Origin of the sequence: Streptomyces ferrugineus, assembly GCF_015160855.1 — a bacterium.
In the GTDB taxonomy this organism is placed as follows: Bacteria; Actinomycetota; Actinomycetes; order Streptomycetales; family Streptomycetaceae; genus Streptomyces; species Streptomyces ferrugineus.
Genome location: NZ_CP063373.1, coordinates 673430 through 696740, shown reverse-complemented (window position 1 = coordinate 696740; position 23311 = coordinate 673430). Strand labels below are relative to the sequence as shown.

At 70.0% G+C, this 23311-nt stretch carries 26 protein-coding genes and 1 tRNA gene; 9 read left to right on the top strand and 18 right to left on the bottom strand.

Going from position 1 to position 23311, the window contains the following annotated elements; translation table 11 throughout:
* Positions 1-2 precede the first annotated feature (2 nt).
* The 3 genes from IM697_RS03340 to IM697_RS03330 form a co-directional block, all read right to left on the bottom strand.
* Positions 3-1250 (bottom strand): wax ester/triacylglycerol synthase domain-containing protein, encoded by a 1248-nt coding sequence (locus tag IM697_RS03340; RefSeq protein WP_228044478.1) that lies wholly within the window; start codon positions 1248-1250, stop codon positions 3-5.
* 81 nt (positions 1251-1331) lie between these two features.
* Positions 1332-1610 (bottom strand): hypothetical protein, encoded by a 279-nt coding sequence (locus IM697_RS03335; protein WP_194044514.1) that lies wholly within the window; start codon positions 1608-1610, stop codon positions 1332-1334.
* A gap of 74 nt (positions 1611-1684) precedes the next feature.
* Positions 1685-2464: a hypothetical protein gene (locus IM697_RS03330; RefSeq protein ID WP_194044512.1), complete on the bottom strand. Its 780-nt coding sequence runs from the start codon at positions 2462-2464 to the stop codon at positions 1685-1687.
* 343 nt (positions 2465-2807) lie between these two features.
* Here IM697_RS03330 and IM697_RS03325 point away from each other — a divergent pair, with 343 nt between their 5' ends.
* The 3 genes from IM697_RS03325 (at position 2808) to IM697_RS03315 (ending at position 4362) form a co-directional block, all read left to right on the top strand.
* The gene (locus IM697_RS03325) at positions 2808-3287 is read left to right on the top strand and encodes a hypothetical protein (protein ID WP_194044510.1); all 480 of its coding nucleotides are present in this window, start codon (positions 2808-2810) and stop codon (positions 3285-3287) included.
* A gap of 229 nt (positions 3288-3516) precedes the next feature.
* A complete protein-coding gene (locus tag IM697_RS03320) occupies positions 3517-3810 on the top strand; it encodes a hypothetical protein (RefSeq protein ID WP_194044508.1) in 294 nt (97 codons plus the stop codon).
* Positions 3811-4062: 252 nt separating this feature from the next.
* Positions 4063-4362, top strand: coding sequence for a hypothetical protein (locus IM697_RS03315; RefSeq protein ID WP_194044506.1), 300 nt, complete (start codon positions 4063-4065; stop codon positions 4360-4362).
* A gap of 129 nt (positions 4363-4491) precedes the next feature.
* Here IM697_RS03315 and IM697_RS03310 read toward each other — a convergent pair whose 3' ends face one another.
* From IM697_RS03310 to IM697_RS03290, 5 genes are all read right to left on the bottom strand, one after another.
* The gene (locus IM697_RS03310; protein WP_194044504.1) at positions 4492-4839 is read right to left on the bottom strand and encodes a hypothetical protein; all 348 of its coding nucleotides are present in this window, start codon (positions 4837-4839) and stop codon (positions 4492-4494) included.
* 247 nt (positions 4840-5086) lie between these two features.
* Complete coding sequence (locus IM697_RS03305; protein WP_194044502.1) at positions 5087-5410, bottom strand: hypothetical protein; 324 nt, start codon at positions 5408-5410, stop codon at positions 5087-5089.
* 294 nt (positions 5411-5704) lie between these two features.
* Positions 5705-6085 carry a hypothetical protein gene (locus IM697_RS03300; protein WP_194044500.1) on the bottom strand — a complete coding sequence of 127 codons (381 nt, stop codon included), beginning with the start codon at positions 6083-6085 and terminating at the stop codon, positions 5705-5707.
* Positions 6086-6321: 236 nt separating this feature from the next.
* Positions 6322-6558 (bottom strand): hypothetical protein, encoded by a 237-nt coding sequence (locus IM697_RS03295; protein WP_194044498.1) that lies wholly within the window; start codon positions 6556-6558, stop codon positions 6322-6324.
* Between the two features lie 192 nt (positions 6559-6750).
* Positions 6751-6825, bottom strand: a tRNA-Thr gene (locus IM697_RS03290).
* Between the two features lie 217 nt (positions 6826-7042).
* Here IM697_RS03290 and IM697_RS03285 point away from each other — a divergent pair.
* The 3 genes from IM697_RS03285 to IM697_RS03275 all read left to right on the top strand — a co-directional run bounded on the left by IM697_RS03285 (position 7043) and on the right by IM697_RS03275 (position 9622).
* Positions 7043-8131, top strand: a complete 1089-nt coding sequence (locus tag IM697_RS03285; RefSeq protein ID WP_194044496.1) for an ABC transporter ATP-binding protein — start codon at positions 7043-7045, stop codon at positions 8129-8131.
* Between the two features lie 219 nt (positions 8132-8350).
* Complete coding sequence (locus IM697_RS03280) at positions 8351-8809, top strand: hypothetical protein (RefSeq protein WP_194044494.1); 459 nt, start codon at positions 8351-8353, stop codon at positions 8807-8809.
* Positions 8810-8890: 81 nt separating this feature from the next.
* The gene (locus tag IM697_RS03275) at positions 8891-9622 is read left to right on the top strand and encodes a nucleotidyltransferase family protein (RefSeq protein WP_194044492.1); all 732 of its coding nucleotides are present in this window, start codon (positions 8891-8893) and stop codon (positions 9620-9622) included.
* Between the two features lie 147 nt (positions 9623-9769).
* Here the strand turns inward: IM697_RS03275 and IM697_RS03270 are convergent, their stop codons facing one another.
* The 6 genes from IM697_RS03270 to IM697_RS03245 form a co-directional block, all read right to left on the bottom strand.
* Positions 9770-11380, bottom strand: a complete 1611-nt coding sequence (locus IM697_RS03270; RefSeq protein WP_194049564.1) for a DoxX family protein — start codon at positions 11378-11380, stop codon at positions 9770-9772.
* Positions 11381-11514: 134 nt separating this feature from the next.
* Entirely contained in the window at positions 11515-12456 is a 942-nt protein-coding gene (gene rlmB, locus IM697_RS03265) for a 23S rRNA (guanosine(2251)-2'-O)-methyltransferase RlmB (RefSeq protein WP_194044490.1), read from the bottom strand.
* Between the two features lie 91 nt (positions 12457-12547).
* On the bottom strand, positions 12548-13945 hold the full coding sequence (gene cysS / locus IM697_RS03260; protein ID WP_194044488.1) for a cysteine--tRNA ligase: 1398 nt from the start codon (positions 13943-13945) through the stop codon (positions 12548-12550).
* A 62-nt stretch (positions 13946-14007) separates the two neighbouring features.
* Positions 14008-14505, bottom strand: a complete 498-nt coding sequence (ispF, locus tag IM697_RS03255; protein ID WP_194044487.1) for a 2-C-methyl-D-erythritol 2,4-cyclodiphosphate synthase — start codon at positions 14503-14505, stop codon at positions 14008-14010.
* The gene (gene ispD, locus IM697_RS03250; RefSeq protein WP_194044486.1) at positions 14495-15271 is read right to left on the bottom strand and encodes a 2-C-methyl-D-erythritol 4-phosphate cytidylyltransferase; all 777 of its coding nucleotides are present in this window, start codon (positions 15269-15271) and stop codon (positions 14495-14497) included. Before ispD ends, ispF begins: the two co-directional genes overlap by 11 nt.
* Positions 15272-15556: 285 nt before the next feature.
* Positions 15557-16039 carry a CarD family transcriptional regulator gene (locus IM697_RS03245; protein WP_003953493.1) on the bottom strand — a complete coding sequence of 161 codons (483 nt, stop codon included), beginning with the start codon at positions 16037-16039 and terminating at the stop codon, positions 15557-15559.
* Between the two features lie 682 nt (positions 16040-16721).
* Between IM697_RS03245 and IM697_RS03240 the strand changes: the two genes are divergently transcribed.
* Positions 16722-17435 carry a copper chaperone PCu(A)C domain-containing protein gene (locus IM697_RS03240; RefSeq protein ID WP_194044485.1) on the top strand — a complete coding sequence of 238 codons (714 nt, stop codon included), beginning with the start codon at positions 16722-16724 and terminating at the stop codon, positions 17433-17435.
* A gap of 116 nt (positions 17436-17551) precedes the next feature.
* Here IM697_RS03240 and phoP read toward each other — a convergent pair whose 3' ends face one another.
* Both phoP and phoR read right to left on the bottom strand, forming a co-directional pair.
* Complete coding sequence (gene phoP, locus IM697_RS03235; RefSeq protein WP_004000192.1) at positions 17552-18223, bottom strand: two-component system response regulator PhoP; 672 nt, start codon at positions 18221-18223, stop codon at positions 17552-17554.
* A 5-nt stretch (positions 18224-18228) separates the two neighbouring features.
* Positions 18229-19506 carry a two-component system sensor histidine kinase PhoR gene (gene phoR, locus IM697_RS03230; protein ID WP_194044484.1) on the bottom strand — a complete coding sequence of 426 codons (1278 nt, stop codon included), beginning with the start codon at positions 19504-19506 and terminating at the stop codon, positions 18229-18231.
* Positions 19507-19823: 317 nt separating this feature from the next.
* Between phoR and phoU the strand changes: the two genes are divergently transcribed.
* Together phoU and IM697_RS03220 are read left to right on the top strand one after the other, a co-directional pair.
* The gene (phoU, locus tag IM697_RS03225; protein WP_194044483.1) at positions 19824-20525 is read left to right on the top strand and encodes a phosphate signaling complex protein PhoU; all 702 of its coding nucleotides are present in this window, start codon (positions 19824-19826) and stop codon (positions 20523-20525) included.
* A gap of 465 nt (positions 20526-20990) precedes the next feature.
* On the top strand, positions 20991-21653 hold the full coding sequence (locus IM697_RS03220) for a M15 family metallopeptidase (protein ID WP_194044482.1): 663 nt from the start codon (positions 20991-20993) through the stop codon (positions 21651-21653).
* A 24-nt stretch (positions 21654-21677) separates the two neighbouring features.
* Here IM697_RS03220 and IM697_RS03215 read toward each other — a convergent pair whose 3' ends face one another.
* Both IM697_RS03215 and IM697_RS03210 read right to left on the bottom strand, forming a co-directional pair.
* Positions 21678-22322: a DNA alkylation repair protein gene (locus IM697_RS03215; protein ID WP_194049563.1), complete on the bottom strand. Its 645-nt coding sequence runs from the start codon at positions 22320-22322 to the stop codon at positions 21678-21680.
* 135 nt (positions 22323-22457) lie between these two features.
* Positions 22458-23219, bottom strand: a complete 762-nt coding sequence (locus IM697_RS03210) for a phosphoglyceromutase (RefSeq protein ID WP_194044481.1) — start codon at positions 23217-23219, stop codon at positions 22458-22460.
* Positions 23220-23311: the final 92 nt, after the last annotated feature.

Sequence of the window (23311 nt, the reverse complement as noted above, 5' to 3'; positions counted from 1 at the left end):
CGTCAGAGCGCTGACGGCGTCGCCGTTCGAGCCCATGTCTCGAACTCCGTGACGACCGCGCCGGCGAGCCGGTCCGCGTCGTCCGGGCCGACGTTGCCCACCGCGGTGAGCGTGAACGCGTCCCCTGTCTGGGCCAGGGCGAAGCTGACGGTGCCCGGGTGCTGCAGCGGCGGCAGCCCGACCGTGCGCACCAGCCGACGGCCCTGGAAGGTGCCGGCCGCGCCGGGCCACTTCATGGCCGTGGTCGCGGTCGCCGCGAAACAGGAGTGCCGGCCGCGGCTGGTCAGCAGCCGGGTCACCCAGGGTCCGGTGCGCCGTGCCGCTTCCGCCGCGGGGAACAGCACGGTGGCGTGTACGGCGGCCCGCTCGGGGACGCCGGCCAGCGCGGTCTGACACGCCCGCAGCCGCGCCGCGGGATCGTCGATGTCGACGGGCAGCGGGACCCGGACGACGGTGAGCGTGTTCCCGAGTTCGCCCGGATTCCCCCGGCCGCGCAGGTCGCACGGTACGGCCGTGTACGCGGGCACGTCCCGCTCCCGCCACCGCCGCACCGGCCCGTACTCGGCCCGCAGTGCCCCGGCCACCGCGCCCACCAGCAGTTCGTTCAGCGTCGCGCCGCGACCGTCGGCGGGCTGCCGGCGCGCGGCCCGGACGGTGTGCGCGGGCAGTTCGACCACCGCGACCGAGGGGTACGTCCGCCCCGGCGTCCGCGTCGGAAGGGCCTGCCCCGGAGCCGACATGGCCCTGAGCTCCCGGCCGGCCGCGCGCAGCCCGCTGCGCGGCAGCGGCACCGACCGGCCCGGCTCCCCGGCCGGTCCGGGGTCGTCCATCAGCGAGCGCATCAGCGTCGCCAGCGACCGCCCGTCCAGCAGCGCGTGCTGGGCCACCAGCGCCAGCGCGAAGTCACCGCCGTGCGCCGCGTCCGGGACGACGTACAGCCGCCACGGCGGCATCCCGCCGGCCAGCGGCCGGTCCACGCTCCGCGCCCACAGGTCGTCCAACTTGTCCGCCGCCACGGCGACATGCGCGGTCGGATCGAACGGCCCCGGTACGACCCACCGCGCACACCCACGCCGCCCGTCCGGCCCGTCGAGCACACAGCTCATCCGCTCCAGACCCGCCCACCGCTCCACGACTCGCGCCCGCACCTGATCCACATCGGGCCGCTCGCCGGAGAGGACCGCCGCCAGGCCGATGACTCCCGGACACCCGTTGAGCAGCAGCATTTCGTCGGCACAGGACAGTCTCACCGGTCCCTCCGGATCTTCGGGGCGAGCAGTTCAACGCCCGCCCCGTGACGGAGCGGGCGTTGCACCGGACACTTCGTGCGCTTACTTGACCGCGCTGTTGCAGCCCATGTCCGAGCCGAGGTGGCTGGGCTGCGCACCCGGCGAGCCCTCACCGTTGAGGGCGTTGGCCAGCACGCTGTTGAGGGCTCCGACATTGCCCAGGATGTCGATGTTCATGTCGTGCGAGCGACACTCGATGCCCTGCGTGATGTCGAAGTCGTGGGCCATCGCCTCACCGTGGGCGGAGGCCGTGCCCGCGCCGAGCGAGCCGACACTGCCGAGGACGGCACCCACGAGGGCGGCCTTGTGAAGCTTGCGCATTTCTTCTCCGTTGGTCGAGCGGTTGTGCTGTGCGGGGGATGGGGTCGAAACGGTGGGCAGTTGCGTGACGGCCGTCAGCCGAGCCGGGGCAGACCCAGCTGGCCCACGGGCGGCGCCGCGACCTGTCCGAGGCCGAGCCCGGGCACCTGCGGTGCGCTGGCCGGCGAGACCAGCGGGTTGATCAGCGGGTTCACCTCAGGGTTGACCTGCGGGTTCACCTGCGGCGCGACCCGCGGCGGCGGCTCCGGGTTGAACACCTGCGGCGCGGAGACCTGCGGAGCGACCTGCGGCATGACCTGCGGGGCCGTCTGCGGGGTCACCTGCGGCACGACCTGGGGGGCCGACGGCTGCGGGGCCGAGTGCGGCGCGTTGGAGGCCTGGGCGGAACCGCCCGACGAGGCCGACGCGGTGGCGTAACCGGTCTGCTCGCGCGGGGCGGGCGGCGGAGGCGCGTAGTGCGGGGCCGGCTGGGGCTGGGGCTGCGGCCGGTAGTACGGACGGCTGGCCTGTGCGGCCCCCGCCGAGCGAGCCGACGCCGTGACCTGGGGAGCACTGTGCTGGGGCGGCGCGTAATGGGGCGCGGGCGCCGGAGCGTAGTGGGGAGCGGGCGCCGGACCGTACTGGGGAGCAGGAGCCGGGCCGTACTGCGGTGGCGGGCCGTACTGGGGAGCCGGACCGTAGTGGGGAGCCGGACCGTACTGTGGCGCCGGAGCGTACTGAGGTGCCGGGTACTCGGGAGCGGCACCGGCGTATCCGGCGGGGTAGTAGTCGGCCGCCTCGCTGACGCCGGCGCCGATGGCGGTCAGACCGCCTGCCGCTGCTACGACGAGCGCGGCCTTGTGAAGCTTGCGCATGGAACCCTCGGCCCTTCATTACCTGTGCAGGGAAATCCGTTGTATTTCAGTGCAGTCTTGCGTGTGCTCAGTCTGATATTCGTACTGCTCCCTTACAGGGGTAATGCCTGAGCTGCCGCTGCCCTCTCTTTGCTGGGAACGACATTTCCCGGACCAAGTCACGGGATCCGGAATTCCGTCACTCCATTGCCATCGATCGGATTTACACACTCTCGGGCAATTGGGTGACCCGGCCCGGACTCACGTGACCGGAATCGCGACTTCCTCGTTCCGCACAGGGAGATTCCATCGCAGCCGCATTTCCATACGTTCCATGCACAGGTCAATGAAGGGCCGAGGTTCCATGCGCAAGCTTCATCACGTCGCGCTCGTCGTAGCAGCAGCCAGTGGTCTGTCCGCGATCGGCGTCGGCCCCAGCGTCGCCGACGCGCCCATCGGATACGGCTCCGTCCCGCCGCCCGCTCCACAGCAGGACATGCAGGCCACCTCGTGGAGCCACGGCCAGGCGAGTGCGCAGTCCTCCAACGCGCCGCACGGCCGGCGGCAGGCGGCACCCCAGCAGGGCGCCGATGTCTCTCCGCAGGTCAACCCCCAGCTGAGCCCGAAGATCAGCCCCGAGGTCAACTCGCAGCCGTCCGTGGCGCCGGCCGGGCCGATCGAGCAGGCCAACCTGTTCCGCCCGTACCAGGAGTGCAGCCCGCAGTCCCTGCTCAACGCGGCCGTCCCGGTCGCCGTACTGGCCGCCGCCGAGACCGAGGGCGTCGACTGCGACCAGGCCAACAGCCAGGCGAACTCCCTCTCCCACGCGCGCTACACGCACTGATCGTCCGGCGCGGCTGCGGCGACCACGCTGGTCACGGTCCTCATCCCTCATCGAGGACTGTGACCAGCGTTTTTCCATGTGTGCATGCGACTTCCGGGTGTATCCCGGCGCGAGATCACAAACCCCGGCGCGTCGTTCATACATGTCCAGATATTTCCTATTAATCTCCGGTAACTGTACGAAGTCGATCTCCCACAGATCGCACCCACCTCACTCCACCGGAGATGACATGCACAAGCTTCGCAAGGCTGCCGTCGTTGTCGCCGCCATCGGCGCTGTCGGACTGCTGGGCGCCGGCACCGCCAGCGCCGACGGCCACGGTCACGGCGGCAAGAAGGGCGGGGACAAGTTCAGCGTCCTGCAGAGCTCCAACTGCAAGTCGCACGACCTGAACGTCGACGTCCTCGGCCAGGTCGGGGTCCTCAACGGCCTGCTGGGCAGCGCGCTCAACGGCGAGGGCGACCCGGGCGCGCAGGACACCCACATCGGCTCGTCGATGGGCTGCAACAACAGCGCCTTCTAAGGCACTGACGGTCGCACAGCCGACCCAAGCGGGAAACAGGTCCCGGTACCGAGCCCCTGGCCCGGTACCGGGACTCTTTTGTGCCGGATTCGTGTACAACAGCGGGCAATTTCATGGCCATCGGCCAAGGCGGTGAGACTTTTCCGAATTCGGCGTGCCGCCGATTGCGCTGAAATACTTCCTATTAGCCTCCGTAATTGTACGAAGTCGATCTCCCGGAGATCGACCCACTCCACTCCACCGGAGATGAACATGCACAAGCTCCGCAAGGCCGCCGTCCTGGTCGCCGCCCTCGGGAGCGTCGGACTCCTGAGTTCCGGCGTGGCGCACGCCGACGGCGACTGGGGCCACAAGAGCCGCAAGGGCAACAGCCTCAACATCATGCAGAGCACGAACTGCCGGTCGCACGACGCCAACGTCAACGTCCTCGGCCAGGTCGGCATCGCCAACGGCCTGGGCGGCAACCTGCTCAACGGCGAGGGCAACCCGGGCGCCCAGGACACCTCGATGGGCTCGAGCATGGGCTGCAACAACAGCGCCTTCGACAAGTGACGTAGGCCGGATCCTTCTCCGGTGCCCCGGCCCCAGGCCGGGGCACCGGTCTTTTCAAGGCGAGGCGAGACGAAGAATGCCGGATCGGGATCACTCCCGATCCGGCATTCTTCGTCCGGTCCGTCAGAATCAGAAACGGAACTTGGGGATCTTGACGCCCTTGGGCAGCTCCGCCCGGTTGTTGCACTCCACGACCGGACCGCTCTGCACGGACCCGTTCGCGGCCATGCCCTCCTTGGGGCCGATGAAGCGCGGCCGCTCGACCGTGGTGCAGTCCTGCTTCTGCTGGACGACGTACCCGTTGCGCTTGTCCTTGTGGACGACCTCGCTCTTCTTGATGCAGACAATGTCCCCCTGGGCGGTGATCGTGCAGTTGCCCTTGGGGTCGTCGGCGTACGCCGGCGCCGCGCCGCTGTAGATCACGGCGAGAGCTCCGAGGAGCCCCGAGACGGTTGCGAACTTCTGTCGACCGATCATGTGCTGCGTTCCTTTTGCCTTGGAGAAGCCTTGGAGGAGGCCGAAATGCCACAGCCCGGCCGCGCTCCCTGATGGGTCTGCCGCGCGTCCGGGCTGCGATTGCTAAGGGTGTTGTCCAGCACACCGTCGAACAGCCCGATCTGATCCAGGAGCTGAGATGTTCAGACCGTGCGCCGTGCATACGGTGTTCCGACGGATGTCGATGCGCCTGTGCCCTGAGATGCGCGCATCGACGCTCGGCGACTTCTTACTGCTGAGCGGCGTACGGAGCGGCGGCCGGAGCGGAGTACTCGCCGTAGCCGTACTCCGGCGCGGCGGCCTTGGGAGCGGCCTCCGGCGCGGCGGGGGCAGCCTGCGGAGCGGCCTCCGGCGCGCCGTGCGGGGCGGCGCCGGCCTTGTCGTACGGAGCGCCCCACGTGGCCACGGCGTTGGCCGACGAGGTGGCGACCGCGGTGACAGCCTGACCGTCCCAGTCGTCCCCGTGGGCGAAGGCGCTGCCGGCACCCATGCCGAAGGCGGACAGCCCCGCGACCGCTGCGGCTACGACTGCAACGCGCTGAAACCTGCGCATAGTTTGACCCTTTCTTCCCGGGCGTTACGCCCTGGTTGACTACTTAATGTGAGCATATACAAGCGAACCGTAGCAATTTGGGACATTCCCCTTTCCCTGTGTCGTGTCGGCCCATGACAAGGCACCGGTGCGCACACCGAGTTCCCTGCCAGGGCAACGACGCTTCCCCGCGGTCGGGTCACGGGCGGCGCCGGCTGGTCACCCGTTTGCCGACAACTCCGATGTGAGGGCGCGAAAACGGCGGATGGCCGGACCCGGGTCACCCCGGTCCGGCCATCCGCCGCTCGAAGAGACTCAGCCCAACAAGCGGGCGAGCAACGGGCTCGTGGCGTCATCCGCGGCGTTGTTCTGGCCGGTGTTGGGCGCGGCCGGCATGGGGGTGCTGTTGTCGGCGCAGGTGATGTGCGGCCCGATCCGCGTCTGTCCGTTGGACAGCAGGCCGGGAGTGGGCAGGGTCAACGGCTCCGTCGGCTGGCAGTTCACCGTCCGGCGCAGCATGAAACCGTCGCCCTCCTCCGTCTGCCCCTGGAGCGTCTGGGTGCAGATGATGTTGCCCTGGGCGTCGAGGGCGCAGTTGCCCGGGCTCGCCGCGTGGGCCTGGGTGGCGCCGAAACAGGTCATGGCGAGGCCGCCGAGAAGCCCCGAGACAGCCATGAACTTCTTCCCGTTGAACATGTGTTGCGTCTCCTTCGTGGGGGTGTGCCCGGACGCCATGCACCGCGACGTCGGGGCCCGTATCGCTTACGAACTGAAGGACTGACCTGGGGGCGACCGATCCACGAGGACCAACCGCTCATCACCACAACGGAGTTCAGGGTCGTCGCGACGGCGTGCCACGCATGGACGGGCCCCTTCGGGAGTGACCCCGAAGGGGCCCGCGGAAGGCGTCGCGCACGACTGTGCCGCCGGCCTCAGCCGGTGAACGCGTTGTTGAACTGACCGCAGGTGGTGTCGAAGGTCTCGGAGAGACCGAGCACGGCGACCGGGACGTCGGTCGCGGCAACCGTCTGCGGGCTGCACTCCTGGTACGGCCGGTAGAGGTCGGACACGGACGGCGTGGCGTCGTAGGCGACGCTCGTGCCGGCACCGATGGCGGACAGGCCGCCCGCAGCCGCCGCGGCGATCATGACCTGGTGAAGCTTGCGCATGGAACCCTCGGATTTCATTACATGTACATTGAGGCTGATTGCCCACTGTGACGGGACGAACACTAGCAGTAGCGATCCTATTCCACGCCGGTGCATGTCCCGTGTCCCAACGGGGACATGGGGTTGCGCGAGGGAATGGGAAAAACGTGCGGGGCGGTCGTCGATCGACGACCGCCCCGCACGTGGACAGAGAGCCCCCTGTCGGATTCGAACCGACGACCTGCTGTTTACAAGACAGCCGCTCTGGACCAGCTGAGCTAAGGAGGCCCGCACGCGCCGTGGCGCGCGCGCCCGAGCAGTGTACCCAGGTTCCGAAGGGGCCCTGTCGAAAATTTCCGCGAAGTTCACATGCCCCCAGGTGCTGACAGAACAGGCGAACGCCGGGTACCGTCCAGATCCAGTCCGTACATGTGGACTAAACCAACCACCTTCCTACAACGGATCGTCCGGCACGTTCCTGCCGGTAGAAGGGGGCCCATTCACCATGGCCACTGTTTCGTTCGACAAGGCGACCCGGATCTACCCGGGCACCGAGAAGCCCGCCGTGGACGCGCTCGACATCCACATCGAGGACGGAGAGTTCCTCGTACTGGTCGGCCCGTCCGGCTGCGGCAAGTCCACCTCGCTCCGCATGCTGGCGGGGCTCGAGGACGTCAACGCCGGCGCCATCCGCATCGGTGACCGCGACGTCACGCACCTGCCGCCGAAGGACCGGGACATCGCCATGGTGTTCCAGAACTACGCGCTGTACCCGCACATGTCCGTCGCCGACAACATGGGCTTCGCGCTCAAGATCGCCGGCGTCAACAAGGCGGAGATCCGCAAGAAGGTCGAGGAGGCCGCCAAGATCCTCGACCTCACCGAGTACCTGGACCGCAAGCCCAAGGCCCTCTCCGGTGGTCAGCGCCAGCGTGTCGCGATGGGCCGCGCCATCGTGCGTGAGCCGCAGGTCTTCCTCATGGACGAGCCGCTGTCCAACCTGGACGCCAAGCTCCGTGTGTCGACCCGTACGCAGATCGCGTCGCTGCAGCGCCGTCTCGGCATCACCACCGTCTACGTCACCCACGACCAGGTCGAGGCCATGACGATGGGTGACCGCGTGGCGGTCCTCAAGGACGGTCTGCTCCAGCAGGTCGACACCCCGCGCAACATGTACGACCGCCCGGCGAACCTCTTCGTCGCCGGCTTCATCGGCTCCCCGGCCATGAACCTGGTCGAGGTCCCGATCACCGACGGCGGTGTGAAGTTCGGCAACTCGGTCGTGCCGGTGGACCGTGACGCGCTGTCCGCCACCACCGACAAGACCGTCACCGTGGGTGTCCGCCCCGAGCACTTCGACGTGGCCGGCGCCGACTCGGACCAGGGCCTCGCGGTCAGCGTCAACGTCGTCGAGGAGCTCGGCGCCGACGCGTACGTCTACGGCACCGCCAAGATGGGCGACGACTCCAAGGACCTCGTCGTCCGTGTCAGCGGCCGTGACGTCCCGGAGAAGGGCAGCACGGTGCACGTGGTCCCGCGCTCCGGCGAGACGCACGTCTTCTCCACCTCCACGGGTGAGCGGCTGTCCGACTGAGGCAGTCGAGGCAGCACAACCCCGGGTAATTCACCCAGGTTGACGAAGAGGGGCCCCGCAGACTGCTGCGGGGCCCTTCTCGTTGTCGATAAATACCCCGGCATACCGGCCATTTCGAGCGCTGTGCGTCAACGTCGTACCCGAGTCCGGGGCCTTCTTCATCCCCCGAACCGGTGACTAAATGTCGCCATGTCAGCACCGAACGCTACCCTCACTCGCGTGAAGCACTCCACCACCCAACAGACACGACGCGGCCACCGGGGCCCCGCCCGCCAGCTCGGCCGCACCATCGCCCTCGTATTGCCCGTCGTCCTGGTGCTCTCCGGGACCCTCGCGGTCACCCGGGTCAACTGGTCGGGGAACCCCTCGGACTCGGTGCTCGCGGCGACCGACGTATCGAACGCGGGCAACGCGAAGAGGTCCGCGCCGCGCGCCCCGCAGGACGTGCTGCGCGACCAGCTGATGACCGAGTTGCAGGAGAAGAACCCGGGCACCGCGCTCACCCACCTCCAGCAGGCCGTCGACGACCGGCCGTCACTCGCCCGGCACTGTGCGTCGATCGCCCGTGCGCTCGGGCGTGCGGCGGTCCGGGTGTACGGGCCGACGCGGGCGCAGTCGTATGCGCGGCCCGTGTGCGACACCGCGTTCGCCTCCGGCGTGGCCGCGGCGCACGGCTAGCGCGGGGGCGTGGCCTCATTTACTGATTAACGAACGGTTTCCGGCCGATGCCGTGAGCGGGGCGCCGCGTACAGTTCGGGCATGACTGATCCGAACGCCGCGTCCCGCCCCGTTCAAGCCGTCGTCCTGGCCGGGGGCCAGGGGTCCCGGCTGCGTCCGTACACCGACGACCGGCCCAAGCCGATGGTCGAGATCCCCGGTACGGGGACGCCGATCATCGGCCATCAGCTTGTCTGGCTGGCTGAGGAGGGCGTGACGGATGTCGTCGTGAGCTGCGGGCATCTCGCCGAGGTGCTGCAGGACTGGCTGAAGTCGGCCGAGCTTCCGGTGCGGGTGACGACTGTCGTCGAGACCGAGCCGCTGGGCCGGGGTGGCGGTCTGAAGTACGCGGCGGCGCATCTGCCGCATCCCGACCGGCCGTGGTACGCGACCAACGGGGACATCTGGACACGGTTCTCGCTGCGGGACATGGCGGACTTCCACACCGAGCGGGACGCTGTCGCCACGTTGGCGCTGGCTCGGCCGCGGCTTCCGTGGGGCGCGGTGAAGACGGACGGCTTCGGGCACATCACGGACTTCATCGAGGCGCCGCCGTCGACATTCGAGATCAACGCGGGTGTGTACGTCTTCTCGCCCGCCTTCGCCGGTCTCCTCCCTGAGCGCGGCGACCACGAACGTACGACCTTCCCCCACCTGGCCCGTGAGCGCCAACTGGCCGGCTTCCCGATCCCGCAGGGGGCGTACTGGCGGGCCATCGACACGGCGAAGGACCTGACCGAGGCCGCGAAGGAACTGGCGGCTCTGGGGCGCTGAGCGCGATGCCTGCGGCGCCGCTACGGGTGGGCGCGGGCGGCAGCCCGCTGGCGCCGGGCCGCGCGATCCACCCCCGCCCAGTCCCCACACACAGGTGGGCCCCGGACGTCGGATCGTCCGGGGCCCATCGTGGTGGTGTGGTGCGGGTCAGCCCAACAGGCCGCCCACCAGGCCCGGTTCCTCGGGGGACGAACCGCCGCCGCCCGTGGAGCCGCCGCTCGACGTGGGGCCTCCGGTGGGGCCGGTGCTGGTACTGGGGGCCTCGTCTGCGGGGGTGGACTGCTGGGGCGGGGCCTGGCCGTCGGTGCCCTGGGTCTGGCTCGGTGTGCCCGCGCCCGTCGTGCCCGTGTCGCTCGTGGCGCCCGGCGTCGTCGCCGCGCCGGACGGGGTCGCCGTACCCGATGTGGCGCCCTGGGTGGGCGAGTTGGAGGCCGACGGGCTCTTGTCGTGCCGCCGGTCCGACTCCTCGGGCAGAGGGGAGCCGGGGAGTTCGTTGCGCGGGGCCTCGCCCGGACCGGGGACCACCACGCGATCGGCGTCGCGGACGGCGCCGCCGAGCAGGGAGCCGGTCAGCAGGGTCAGGCCGGTGACGATCGCCGTGATCAGGGCGCCGCGGCGAAGGACGTAGCTGCGGAGCTCCCAGATGTCGGAGCGGGGGCCGAGACGGCGCCAGGCCATGCCCGCGAGGCGGCCGTCGATGGAGTACACGGGGGCGCCGGCGATGATCAGCGGGGACCAGGCGGCGAGATAGATGATGTCGGGGGCGTCGTAGACCGGGACGCTCTTCCAGCTCACGGTGACCAGGAGCGCGGCGGACAGCAGCGCCCCGACGACCGCGGCCACTCGCTGCCAGCAGCCCAGGACCGTGAGGACGCCCACGATGACCTGGAAGAAGGCGATGACCAGGCCGGAGCCGACCGGGTGTTCCAGGGCGAACTGGCGCAGGGGCTCGGCCACTTCCCAGGGGTGCAGGGTGTTGAGCCACTTCACCATGGAGCCGCGCTTGCCGCCGTCGAAGTAGACGGGGTCGCAGAGCTTGCCCATGCCCGCGTAGATCGAGATGAAGCCGAGGAAGACGCGGAGGGGGAGCAGGACCACGCCGAGGTTCATGCGGCGGCCGGGGTAGTACGCGTGCCGTGCGGGGTCGTCGCCGCCGCCCGGGCGCCTGGGGGGTGTGTCGGTGTCGTCCGGGGCCTCGGCTTCGAAGTCCTCCGGCGCGTACGCGAATTCCTCGTCGTACGCGCTCTCGACCGTGCGCATGTGGGGCAGCAGTCGGGTTTCGAGGGACTCGTGGGTGCGTTGCGCGCCGACGATCGGGGTCTCGACCGTCTGGGCCATGTCGTCCTCGTAGCCGCCGTCGTAGCCGACGTCGACGCGTGGGATGACCTGGGTGCCCGCTGCCGCGTGGGCCGCCTCGTCGCCGTGGCGGACGCTGCCGTCGCGCACGGCCTGGAGGAGCCGGTGGGCGCCGGTGTCGTCGGGCGCGGACGTGCCGTTCCACACGGAGACCCGGCGTCGGGCGGCGGGGGCCGCGCCCATGGCGGGGATGCCGGCGGTGTCCTCGGTGGCGCTCAAGTGCCGTGCGATCTGCGCGGATTTGGTGCGCCTGGTCGACGCCCCCAGCAGCACGCGGAAACTCGCGTGATTGACGATGATCTGCGCCGGATCGCTCGGCACCTTCACCATGCTCAGCGCGGGAGCGTCGTCGTATCCCGACGAGCGGTCCCCCGTGGGTGTGCGGGGTGTTCTGGTGTCCACACTCAACTAACCGAGTGACGTGTGGTTAGGACACTGCTTTGACCGGTCCGATCTGTCCGGACCCCGTCAAAGATGCGCAGGTCGCACCACTGTCACCAGAATTAACCCGCACGGGTGACGCCACGGATGCCTGTTCAGACGCGCCGACGGGCCGCCTCGTAGAGGACGATGCCCGCCGCCACACCGGCGTTGAGCGACTCCGCGCCGCCCGGCATCGGGATGCGCACCCGGAAGTCGCACGTCTCCCCGACCAGTCGGGACAGGCCCTTGCCCTCGCTGCCGACCACGATGACCACGGGGCCCTCCAGGGCCTGAAGATCGCCGAGTTCGACCTCGCCGTCGGCGGCGAGGCCGACGACCGCGATCCCCGCCTTCTTGTACGACTCCAGGGCGCGGGTGAGGTTCGTGGCGCGGGCGACGGGGGTACGGGCCGCCGTGCCGGCGGACGTCTTCCAGGCGCCGGCCGTCATGCCCGCCGCGCGGCGCTCGGGTACGACGACCCCGTGGCCGCCGAAAGCCGAGACCGAGCGGACCACGGCACCGAGGTTGCGCGGGTCGGTCACGCCGTCGAGGGCGACGATCAGCGGGTCCTCGCCCTCGTCCGCGGCGGCGTCCGCCAGGTCCTCGGGGTGGGCGTACTCGTACGGCGGGACCTGGAGGACCAGGCCCTGGTGGTTGAGGCCGTTGGTCATGCGGTCCAGCTCGGGGCGCGGGGCCTCCATGAGGTTGATGCCGCCGCGCTCGGCGGCGAGCTGGAGGGCCTCGCGGACGCGCTCGTCGTTGTCGATGAACTGCTGGACGTAGAGGGTGGAGGCGGGGACGCCCTCGCGCAGCGCCTCGACCACCGGGTTGCGGCCGACGACCAGCTCGGACGTGCTCTTGCCGCCGCGCCTGGCCTGCGGACGGCCTCCCTGTGCGCGCCGTGCCTTCGCCTGCGCCGCGCGCTGCTTGGCGTGGCCCTTGCGCATCTCGGCCGGGGGCGTCGGCCCCTTGCCCTCCAGGCCCCGGCGCCGCTGGCCGCCGCTGCCGACCTGCGCGCCCTTCTTGCCGGACATGCGGCGGTTGTTCGCGGCCATGACCTACCTGTCTGTCGTGAGTGTGTCGTACGTACGTCTATGAAGTGTGCCGCCCGGGAGGCCGGGCGGCACAATCGATCACCAACGGTGCCTACCGTGGACCGAGGCTCCAGCGCGGGCCCTGTGGGCTGTCCTCGATGACGAGCCCGGACTGGTTGAGCTGGTCGCGCAGGGCGTCCGCGGTGGCCCAGTCCTTGCGGGAGCGGGCCGCCTCGCGCTGGTCGAGGACCATGCGCACCAGGGTGTCGACGACACCGTGGAGGTCTTCGCCGCGGTCGGTCTCGCCGGCCCAGTGCGCGTCGAGCGGGTCCAGGCCGAGGACGCCGAGCATGGCGCGCACCTCGGCGAGGCGGGCCACCGCGGCTTCCTTGTCGTCGGCGGCCAGGGCGCTGTTGCCCTGCCGGACGGTGGTGTGCACGACGGCCAGCGCCTGCGGGACGCCCAGGTCGTCGTCCATCGCCTCGGCGAAGGCGAGCGGCACCTCGGGGGCGGGTTCGACCACGCCGGCCTTCTCCACCACGCGCTGCACGAAGCCCTCGATGCGCGCGAAGGCGGACTCGGCCTCGCGCAGGGCCTCCTCGCTGTACTCGATGGTCGAGCGGTAGTGCGGGGTGCCCAGGTAGTAGCGCAGCACGATCGGGCGCCAGTGCTTGACCATCTCGGAGACGAGGACGGAGTTGCCGAGCGACTTCGACATCTTCTCGCCGCTCATGGTCACCCAGGCGTTGTGCACCCAGTACTGCGCGAAGTCGTCGCCGTACGCCTTGGCCTGGGCGATCTCGTTCTCGTGGTGCGGGAAGATCAGGTCCAGGCCGCCGCCGTGGATGTCGAAGGCGGAGCCCAGGTACCTGTGCGCCATCGCCGAGCACTCCAGGTGCCAGCCGGGGCGCCCGCGTCCCCACGGCGTCTCCCAGTCGGGCTCGCCGGGCTTGGCGGCCTTCCACATCGCGAAGTCGCGCGGGTCCCGCTTGCCGGTGATGCCCTCCTCGGCGGGCTGCCGCATCTCGTCGAGGTCCTGCCGGGACAGCTCCAGGTAGGAGGGCCAGGAGCGGACGTCGAAGTAGACGCTGCCGTCCGCCTCGTAGGCGTGTCCGCGCTCGATGAGGCCGCGCATCATCTCGACCATCTCGGTGACATGGCCGGTGGCGCGGGGCTCGTACGTGGGCGGGAGGCAGCCGAGGGCGGTGTAGGCGTCGGTGAAGGCGCGCTCGTTGTCGTAGCCGATGGACCACCAGGGGCGGTTCTGGTCGGCGGACTTGGCGATGATCTTGTCGTCGATGTCCGTGACGTTCCTGATGAACGTCACGTCATGGCCGCGGTGGGTGAACCAGCGGCGCATGATGTCGAAGTTCAGGCCGGAGCGGATGTGGCCGATGTGCGGTGCGGCCTGCACGGTGGCACCGCAGAGGTAGATCGAGACACAGCCCGGCTTGAGCGGGGTGAAGTCACGGATCTGCCGGGCGCTGGTGTCGTACAGGCGAATAGTCACGGCACCTAGGGTAGTGGGCCGACGGGTGTGGGTGGAGCAGTGCCTTGTTTGTCGGGTGCGGCTCAGTCGATGCGCACCACCAGCGCCGTCGCCACCGCCATCAAACCCTCGCCGCGGCCCGGGAACCCCAACCCGTCCGTCGTCGCGCCCGAGACCGACACCGGGGCTCCCGCCGCCTCCGACAGGAGCTTCTGGGCCTCGTCCCGTCGCTTGCCGATCTTCGGGCGGGGGCCCACGACCTGGACCGCGATGTTGCCGATCCGGAAGCCGGCCTCACGGACGATCCGGGCCGCCTCCGTCAGCAGGGTCACCCCCGACGCGCCCGACCACTCGGGGCGCCCCGTGCCGAAGTGCCGGCCCAGGTCGCCGAGGCCCGCGGCGGAGAAGAGGGCGTTGCAGGCGGCGTGGGCGACCACGTCCGCGTCGGAGTGTCCGGCCAGGCCCGGGCCCTCGCCCTCCCACTTCAGGCCCGCGCACCACAGCTCGCGGCCTTCCTCGAAGGCGTGGATGTCGGTGCCGATGCCGACCTGGGGCAGCGGCATCCCCGTGTCAGAAGCCATCGTTCAGCCTCCGTCGGGCCAGGACCGCCTCGGCGAGGACCAGGTCCAGCGGGCGGGTGACCTTGAAGGCCTCCTCGTGGCCGGGGACGACCACCACGGTCAGGCCGAGCTGCTCGACCATGCTCGCGTCGTCGGTGACGTCGTCCGTCACCGTCTCGTGCGCGTGGATCAGCGTGGCGCGGTCGAAGCCCTGCGGGGTCTGTACGGCACGCAGGCGGGCGCGCTGCGGGGTGGCCACCACCGGCTCCGGGTCCCCGGGGGTCTGCGCGGGCTCGACCTCCTTGACCGTGTCGGCGAGCGGCAGCGCGGGCACCACGGCGTGCGCCCCGTCCCGTACGGCCTCGATCACCGCGTCCACGGTGTCGACCGGCACCAGCGGGCGGGCCGCGTCGTGCACCAGGACGATGTCGTAGTCCGGGGGCAGCGCCTCCAGGCCGAGCCTGACGGACTCCTGCCGGGACTCGCCGCCGGGGACCACCAGGAAGTCGGTGCGATCGGGCAGCGCGTGGGCGTCGAGCAGCGACTTGACCTCGGGGGCGCCGTCGGGTGGGGCGACCACGACCACCAGGGAGACGGCGCGGGAGGCGGCCATCGCGCGGACGGCGTGGATCAGCATGGGCGTGCCGTTCAGCGTGCGAAGTGCCTTGGGGGCGCCCGGGCCCAGGCGTACGCCCTTTCCTGCGGCCGGGATCACCACGGCCGTACGGTGGCCGGCGGGCGTTCCGGTACGGACTTCCGAGGGCGAAGGACGCGAATCGTCAGACATCGGTTCCTGTCAGGTTTGTGTGCTCGGCCTAGGTGGGTATGGCCTCAGCGTGCCGGGTGGGACGTCTTTGACCGAACCCTTCCGTGACAACGGTCGAGCCAGCTGCCCGGACCCGGCACAGCAAAGTATCGGGGCCACCCCGAGGCAGGACGTACGGCGTCTGTGAGCGAACATGCCGCAGCGCCCGGCGACAGTAATGACGTCATCGGGCACCGCGGCACTCTCTTTAAACAGCACAGCGAAACAACACAGCGCTGTGTGCTGAACTGAGGCGGACGAACCGCGTCAGGACGCGAGAACCTCGTCGAGCAGGGCCTCGGCCTTGTCCTCGTTGGTGTTCTCCGCGAGGGCGAGCTCGCTCACCAGAATCTGGCGGGCCTTGGCGAGCATGCGCTTCTCACCGGCGGAGAGTCCACGCTCGCGCTCACGACGCCACAGGTCACGCACGACTTCCGCGACCTTGATGACATCGCCGGAGGCGAGCTTCTCCAGATTTGCCTTGTAACGACGAGACCAGTTCGTGGGCTCCTCGGCGTACGGCGCGCGCAGCACCTCGAAGACCCGGTCCAGCCCGTCCTGACCGACCACATCACGCACGCCGACGAACTCCGCATTGTCCGCTGGCACACGCACCGTCAGGTCACCCTGGGCGACCTTCAGCACCAAGTAGGTCTTGTCCACGCCTTTGATCTGGCGAGTTTCGATGGCCTCGATCAGCGCGGCCCCGTGATGGGGATAGACCACGGTGTCGCCAACCTTGAACGTCATGTGACAGGTACCCCTTCCGTGGCTATCCAGAGTAACACGGAAACGGCGGGTTCTGAATGGCGTTTTCGCAGGTCAGGGCATATCTCGGGGCTTGACAACTCCAACCGGAACGTGCTGCGCGGGCCGACCGGAAGAAGGTATTCGCAGGTGGGAGCGGCTCTGCGGGCGGGGTGAAACGCGTACGTTACACACATCCGGCGGCACCTCCGAGTGACCGAACATACACATATGTCCGGTTCCAAGTGTGCGACTTCCGCTACTCCGTTCGGCGTCCCGAGCCGGGTACCGGACGAATCCCGGAATTGATCACGACCAGGTCGGCGGCATGGTCGGATGATCAATTCCGGAGGGTCGCGCATTCCTTCACGGAAATTTTGCGCGAGTGCTTGCGACGGACTTATGTGAATGACGGACGAGCGGTCGGGCAATGTGCCTCACGGGTCGCTTGTGGGTGAAGAGAGAGAGGGGTGCTGGAAGGGTCACTTCGACGGCACTTCGCTCGTCCAGGGCGCGTGTCGGATGTCCCTCCGCGCGCAGCGCGGACGACGGGACATCCGACACGCGCCCTGGGGAGGGTCGGGTGCGGCGGCGCGGGAGCGGCTCGGTAACCTAAGGCCGCTGACAGATACTTAGGGCGGCTTTACGCAGCCCGCCCCGTTCGAGTCAAGGAGTTGCCGCCGCCGTGAGCAGCAGCCTTCGACGCGGCGCCCTGGCCGCCGTCGCCCTCGCGTTCTCGATCACCTCGCTCGCCGCGTGCGCCGCCGGCAACAACGCCCAGACGCTGGAGATCCAGCCGGACCACGCCGCCACCACCGTCGGCGACATCAAGATCCAGAACGCCGTCGTCATCACCCAGCCCGACCTGGAGTCGACCGGTCCGGCCGCGATCGCCGCGACCCTGTTCAACTCCGGCCGCACCGCCCAGACGCTGGACGCGATCGAGGTGGCCGGCGTCGGCAAGGCCGCCGAGCTCAAGCCCGCCAAGGGCGGCAGCCTGACCATCCCGGCCGGCGGCTCGCTGATCATCGGCGGCAAGGACAACGCCGCCGCCGTGCTGCCCAGCAGCCGCGAGGCGGTCCAGGACGGCAACGCCCAGAAGATCACCTTCACCTTCAGCAAGACCGGTGACGTGAGCCTGCGCGCCTTCGTCGTCCCGGCCGAGCACTACTTCGAGAGCTGGGGCCCGAGCGAGGTCCCGGCGGTGCCGGGCGCCACGGCCTCCCCGAGCGGCTCGCCCACCGGCACCCCGGCCGGGGGCCAGGAGTCCACCCCGGGCGGCGACGCCTCCGCCGACGAGACGCCGGGCGACGGCGCCGCGGCCGGTACCGGCGAGGGCGCGGGCGCGGGCGCGGCGACCCCGTCCGACAGCGCCTCGCAGACGACGGCCGGCCACTGAGCGGTCGTACCGCGGCGTCACAGCCGTAGAAGGCAGAAGAAGGGCGGAACCCCCGGAATGGGGGTCCCGCCCTTCTACGTGGCCACCGTGTTCCGCGGCCGTCGCCCTACGGCGGCCTACGGCTCGAACTTGTAGCCGAGGCCGCGCACCGTCACCAGGTACCGCGGTGCGCCCGGGTCCGGCTCGATCTTGGCGCGCAGGCGCTTGACGTGGACGTCGAGGGTCTTGGTGTCACCGACGTAGTCGGCGCCCCAGACGCGGTCGATGAGCTGCATGCGGGTCAGGACGCGGCCGGCGTTGCGCAGGAGCATCTCCAGCAGGTCGAACTCCTTGAGCGGGAGGTCGACCTTGGAGCCGGAGACGGTGACGACGTGGCGGTCGACGTCCATCCGGACCGGGCCCGCCTCCAGGGCGGCCGGGGTCACCTCCTCCGGCTCGCCGCGGCGGCGCAGGACGGCCCGGATACGGGCGACCAGCTCGCGCGAGGAGAACGGCTTGGTGACGTAGTCATCGGCTCCTATTTCCAGGCCGACCACCTTGTCGATCTCGCTGTCCTTGGCGGTGACCATGATCACCGGGACGTTGGAGCGGCCGCGCAGCTGGCGGCAGACCTCGGTGCCCGGCAGGCCGGGCAGCATCAGGTCGAGGAGGACGAGGTCGGCGCCGTTGCGCTCGAACTCGTCGAGTCCGTCGGGCCCGGTGGTCGCGACCGCGACCTCGAAGCCCTCCTTGCGGAGCATGTACGACAGGGCGTCGGAGAAGGACTCCTCGTCCTCGACGACGAGCACACGGGTCACGGAAGGACCTCCGGGGCGGAAAGCGTTTCGTACGCGGTTGAGTCGGGGGAATTGGGGGGATCGGATGGTGCGGGCTGCCCGGCCTCGTCGTCGAGATCGGGGTGCTGCTGAGCACGGTCGCGGGCCGCACCCGCCTCCGGCAGCCGCAGGGTGAACGTGGAGCCCTGTCCCTCGGAGCTCCACACCGTGACCTCCCCGCCGTGCGAGGCGGCCACGTGCTTGACGATCGCGAGACCGAGGCCGGTGCCACCGGTGGCACGGGAACGGGCCGGGTCGACGCGGTAGAAGCGCTCGAAGATGCGCTCCTTGTCCTTGTCCGAGATGCCGATGCCCTGATCGGTCACGGCGATCTCTATGAGGTCTCCGCCCGGGGCCGTGACCCGGCGGGCGGCGATGCCGACGCGGGTGCGGGCGGGCGAGTAGTTGACGGCGTTCTCGACGAGATTGCCGAGCGCTGCGGCGAGCTGGCCGCGGTTGCCCCAGATGCTGAGGTCCTCGGTGCCGCCGGCCGCCATGGTGATCTGCTTGGTCCCGGCGGCGTGCCGGCAGCGGTCCATCGCCTCGGCGACCAGTTCGTCGACGCGGACCGGCTCGGCGTCCTCCAGCGGGTCGTCGTTCTGCACCCGGGACAGGTCGATGAGCTCCTGCACCAGGCTGGTGAGCCGGGTCGCCTCGATCTGCATACGGCCCGCGAAGCGCTCCACGGCCTCGGGGTCGTCGGAGGCGTCCATGACGGCCTCGGAGAGGAGGGAGAGCGCGCCGACCGGGGTCTTCAGCTCATGGCTGACGTTCGCGACGAAGTCCCGTCGCACCGCCTCTATGCGCCGGGCCTCGGTGAGGTCCTCGACGAGGAGGAGGACGAGGCGGGAGCCGAGGGGGGCGACCCGGGCGGAGACGGCGAGGGCCTCGCCGCGGCCGGTGCCGCGCCGGGGCAGGTCCAGCTCGACCTGCCGTATCTCACCGTCCCGCCTGGTGTCCCGGGCCATCTGCAGCATGGGCTCGACGGAGAGCTTGCCGCCGCGCACCAGACCGAGGGCGTAGGCCGCCGAGCTGGCCTTGACGACGGCGTCGCCCTCGTCGAGGACGACAGCGGAGGAGCGCAGCACCGACAGGACCGTGTCCACACCGGGCGGCAGGACCGGGTCGGTGTGCAGCGAGGTCCGGGTGGGCCGCCTGAGGTCGCGTTCGCTCCAGCGGAACGCCAGCATGGCGATCACGCCGGTGAGAACCCCGGCGATCGCTGCCGCTGCGGCGACCGCCGCGTTCACGTCCATGCATCCAGGTTAGGCATGTCGCGGGCGGTGCCCACAGCCGTCGGAGTGCGAGCTCGAACACTCGTCGCCCAGAGTTCACCTTGGAGCCAGTATTGGTTCATTTGGGGTGGCGGAAACGGACGCGTAGAGACCGGATGGTGGGGGCGTGGGGTTCGCACAGGCGGTTTAGCGTAGAGATCGCACTGGCGGTTTCACGACAGTCCGACTGTCGTTTTCGAGACGGTCTTACTGTCGGAGGTGATGACAGTAAGACTGCCGGTCGGACGACAGTCTCCTGGCCTCCGGAACCCCGAGGCAGACGTAAGAGAGGGACCCTGATGCGGGACGCGTACCACGAGGAACTGGACTCGATCGGCGACAGTCTGGTCGAGATGGCCCGGCTGGTCGGGTCGGCGATCGGGCGCGCCACGACGGCGATCCTCGATTCCGACCTGAAGCTGGCCGAGAGTGTGATCGAGGGCGACCAGAAGGTCGACGACCTCCAGCACGACCTGGAGGGCCGCGCCATAGCCCTGCTGGCACGCCAGCAGCCGGTGGCGACGGACCTGCGGATAGTGGTCACCTCGCTCCGTATGTCGGCGGACCTGGAGCGCTCGGGCGACCTGGCCCAGCACGTGGCGAAGCTCACGCGGCTGCGCTACCCCTCGCGGGCGGTGCCGCAGGACCTGCACGCCACGATCCTGGAGATGGGTCAGCTGGCGCAGCGCCTGATGGCGAAGGCGGCCGAGGTGATCGTCACCAAGGACGTCGACCTCGCGATGCAGCTGGAGCAGGACGACGACGCGATGGACCTCCTGCACCGCACGCTGTTCCAGCACCTGATGGACGAGCGCTGGAAGCACGGCATCGAGACGGCGGTCGACGTGACGCTGCTCGGCCGCTACTACGAGCGGTACGCCGACCACGCCGTGGCGGTGGCGAAGCGTGTCGTCTACCTGGTGACGGGTGAGCACGCGGATGAGCTTCAGGCCGACATCCAGCCGGAGATCCAGCCGGTTTCGGGGGTGGAGGGGGCGTAGACCTCTCTGGGGTTCCTTCGGGGGCGTGCGCAAGCCTCCGTGCGCCGTTGATGCGCCCAGCGGGGCGGGCATGCAATGGGCACAGGCACCAGCCTCCGAGGAGGGACCATGGCCGAATCCCCCAGCACACCCGGCACGACACCCGACCCCACCCAGGAACGTCCGACCGAACAGCCCGCCGACATCAAGAGCCTCCCGCTCTTCGGCGCCTGCGGCTGCGGCTCGGGCTGCGGGTGCGGGTGCCAGTCCGGGGGCCCTTGCCAGTGCGGGTGAGGGTGTAGGACGCGGAAGGCACTGCGGCGGCGTACGACGCCGTAGGTCCGCTACGACGGTGAGGGTCTCGGCGCGGAGGACGTGCCGGGGCCCTTTGCCTGGAGCGTTCCGCCCTCTCGTATCCCGACGCCGCGGTGCCGGCGATGCACGGTGACGCTCCGGGACGGGCCGGACTTGCGTCATGATCGGCGGATGACCGAGATCGTGCTGATGTCAGATCCCAGGGTCGCGGCGATACCCGTGGCCGACTGCGGCGAACGGCTGGTCGATGTCCGGACGCGGGAGTCCGTGGTCGTCGACCCGCGCAAGGACGACGCGTCCGGGGCGTTCGCGCATCTGCGAGAGGGCGTCCTGTCCCGTCTGCTGAAGGCGCAGGAACTGCTGCCGGACGGCGTCCGCCTGCTGTTCGTCGAGGGGTACCGGCCGCCCTCGCTCCAGCGGCACTACTTCGAGAGCTACGCCGACGAACTGCGCGCCGCCAACCCTGACTGGTCCCCCGCCCAGGTGCGCGACGCCGCGAGCCGGTACGTGTCCCCGCCCGAGATCGCGCCGCACAGCGCCGGTGCGGCGGTCGACCTCACGCTCCTGTCCGCCGACGGCAGGGAGCTCGACATGGGGACACGGGTGAACGCCAGCCCGGAGGAGAGCGACGGCGCCTGCTACACACACGCCCGCGCTGTCGGACCCCGGGCCCGCGACAACCGACGGATGCTCGGGGCGGCGCTGCGGGCCGCGGGGCTGGTCAACTACCCGACCGAGTGGTGGCACTGGTCGTACGGCGACCGGTACTGGGCGCTCGCGACGGGTGCGGCGCGGGCGATGTACGGGCCGACGGACCTGGCTCCGGGGACTTGAGTCCCTTACCCGACCACCCGGCTCCTACCTACCGCCCCGCCGACTCACCATCTCGTTGATCCAGATGGGCGCGAAGGGAGACGTGCAGCCCGGGGAGGTCGGATAGTCCTTGAGCACCTCCAGGCGCTCGCCGATCCCGATCGCACGGGCGCGGTGCTCGGCGTGGTCGATGCCGATCTGGGCCAGGCAGTGGTTCATCGCCCACTGCAGGCGGTCCGGGGCGTCCTTCATCTGCGCCTCGATGGCGTCGAGCAGTGCCGGGAGGTCGAGGCCCTCGGGCTTCTTCGCCACGCGTTCGGTGGTCAGCGCCCAGCCGGCGCTCGCGACGACCGGGTCCGGATCGGCGGACCAGGCCAGGCGCAGCTCCTCGGCGTGCGGGTTCTTCTTCACGACGTAGTTCACGAGCCAGTCGTGCACCTTGGGTGCGCGTGCCTCGCGCAGCATGCTGTCCAGTTCGTCCCCGTCGAACGCCTTCGGCCGGCAGATCAGCAGCGCCAGCAGTCTCGCCGCGGTGTCACCCGTCTTCCAGAGCTCCCGCGCGAGCTCCTGCTGCGTCTTCAGCCGCTTCGCGAGCGCACGCAGCTTGCCGAGGTTCACACCGTGATCGTCACCGTGCCGCTCGTTCACCGCCCGCGCCTTCGGATCCTCGAGCGCGGCCAGCTCAGCCATCACCTCACCCAACGCCACCTCTGCCACACCGGCCTCCTGTCCGTAGCGTCCCGTGCGTCCCGTTCCCTCAGGGGCGGGGTACCGGAAGGCCCCCTGCCGCGGAAACCCGGGGACAGGGGGCCCGATCAGCTGTGCTTACTTCTTCTTCCCCTGGTTCTTGACCGCCTCGATGGCCGCCGCAGCCGCCTCCGGGTCCAGGTACTTGCCCCCCGTCGTCACCGGCTTGAAGTCGGCGTCGAGCTCGTAGTACAGCGGGATGCCCGTGGGGATGTTCAGGCCGGCGATGTCCGCGTCGGAGATGCCGTCCAGGTGCTTGACCAGGGCGCGCAGTGAGTTGCCGTGGGCGGCGATCAGGACCGTGCGGCCGGACAGGAGGTCCGGGACGATGCCGTCGTACCAGTAGGGGAGCATGCGGACGACGACGTCCTTGAGGCACTCCGTGCGCGGGCGCAGCTCCGGCGGGATCGTCGCGTAGCGCGGGTCGTCCGACTGGGAGAACTCCGTGCCGTCCTCGAGCGGGGGCGGCGGGGTGTCGTAGGAACGGCGCCACAGCATGAACTGCTCCTCGCCGAACTCGGCGAGGGTCTGGGCCTTGTCCTTGCCCTGGAGGGCGCCGTAGTGGCGCTCGTTCAGGCGCCAGCTGCGGTGGACCGGGATCCAGTGGCGGTCGGCGGCCTCGAGGGCCAGCTGCGCCGTGCGGATCGCCCGCTTCTGGAGGGACGTGTGGACCACGTCGGGCAGGAGGTCGGCGTCCTTCAGGAGCTCGCCACCGCGGACCGCCTCCTTCTCGCCCTTCTCGTTGAGGTTGACGTCCACCCAACCGGTGAACAGGTTCTTCGCGTTCCACTCGCTCTCGCCGTGGCGGAGGAGGATCAGCTTGTACGGTGCGTCGGCCATGCGTCCGAGCGTAATCCAAGGCTTTGGCCGGGTGCGCCCCCGCCCGAAGGGCGGACGGTTGACGGGATCTGTTAATTGAGTGGCCCTTCGGA

Coding starts and splice junctions, on each gene's coding strand:
- ispD (WP_194044486.1), bottom strand. CDS start 15,271: ATGTCTGACGATTCGCGTCCTTCGCCCTCGGAAGTCCGTACCGGAACG.
- IM697_RS03310 (WP_194044504.1), bottom strand. CDS start 4,839: ATGATCGGTCGACAGAAGTTCGCAACCGTCTCGGGGCTCCTCGGAGCT.
- IM697_RS03320 (WP_194044508.1), top strand. CDS start 3,517: ATGCACAAGCTTCGCAAGGCTGCCGTCGTTGTCGCCGCCATCGGCGCT.
- IM697_RS03210 (WP_194044481.1), bottom strand. CDS start 23,219: ATGGCCGACGCACCGTACAAGCTGATCCTCCTCCGCCACGGCGAGAGC.
- phoU (WP_194044483.1), top strand. CDS start 19,824: ATGCGGGACGCGTACCACGAGGAACTGGACTCGATCGGCGACAGTCTG.
- IM697_RS03300 (WP_194044500.1), bottom strand. CDS start 6,085: ATGTTCAACGGGAAGAAGTTCATGGCTGTCTCGGGGCTTCTCGGCGGC.
- rlmB (WP_194044490.1), bottom strand. CDS start 12,456: ATGGCCGCGAACAACCGCCGCATGTCCGGCAAGAAGGGCGCGCAGGTC.
- IM697_RS03275 (WP_194044492.1), top strand. CDS start 8,891: ATGACTGATCCGAACGCCGCGTCCCGCCCCGTTCAAGCCGTCGTCCTG.
- IM697_RS03305 (WP_194044502.1), bottom strand. CDS start 5,410: ATGCGCAGGTTTCAGCGCGTTGCAGTCGTAGCCGCAGCGGTCGCGGGG.
- IM697_RS03330 (WP_194044512.1), bottom strand. CDS start 2,464: ATGCGCAAGCTTCACAAGGCCGCGCTCGTCGTAGCAGCGGCAGGCGGT.
- IM697_RS03325 (WP_194044510.1), top strand. CDS start 2,808: ATGCGCAAGCTTCATCACGTCGCGCTCGTCGTAGCAGCAGCCAGTGGT.
- IM697_RS03215 (WP_194049563.1), bottom strand. CDS start 22,322: ATGGCTGAGCTGGCCGCGCTCGAGGATCCGAAGGCGCGGGCGGTGAAC.
- IM697_RS03295 (WP_194044498.1), bottom strand. CDS start 6,558: ATGCGCAAGCTTCACCAGGTCATGATCGCCGCGGCGGCTGCGGGCGGC.
- IM697_RS03315 (WP_194044506.1), top strand. CDS start 4,063: ATGCACAAGCTCCGCAAGGCCGCCGTCCTGGTCGCCGCCCTCGGGAGC.
- ispF (WP_194044487.1), bottom strand. CDS start 14,505: ATGGCTTCTGACACGGGGATGCCGCTGCCCCAGGTCGGCATCGGCACC.
- IM697_RS03220 (WP_194044482.1), top strand. CDS start 20,991: ATGACCGAGATCGTGCTGATGTCAGATCCCAGGGTCGCGGCGATACCC.
- IM697_RS03285 (WP_194044496.1), top strand. CDS start 7,043: ATGGCCACTGTTTCGTTCGACAAGGCGACCCGGATCTACCCGGGCACC.
- phoR (WP_194044484.1), bottom strand. CDS start 19,506: ATGGACGTGAACGCGGCGGTCGCCGCAGCGGCAGCGATCGCCGGGGTT.
- IM697_RS03335 (WP_194044514.1), bottom strand. CDS start 1,610: ATGCGCAAGCTTCACAAGGCCGCCCTCGTGGGTGCCGTCCTCGGCAGT.
- IM697_RS03245 (WP_003953493.1), bottom strand. CDS start 16,039: ATGACGTTCAAGGTTGGCGACACCGTGGTCTATCCCCATCACGGGGCC.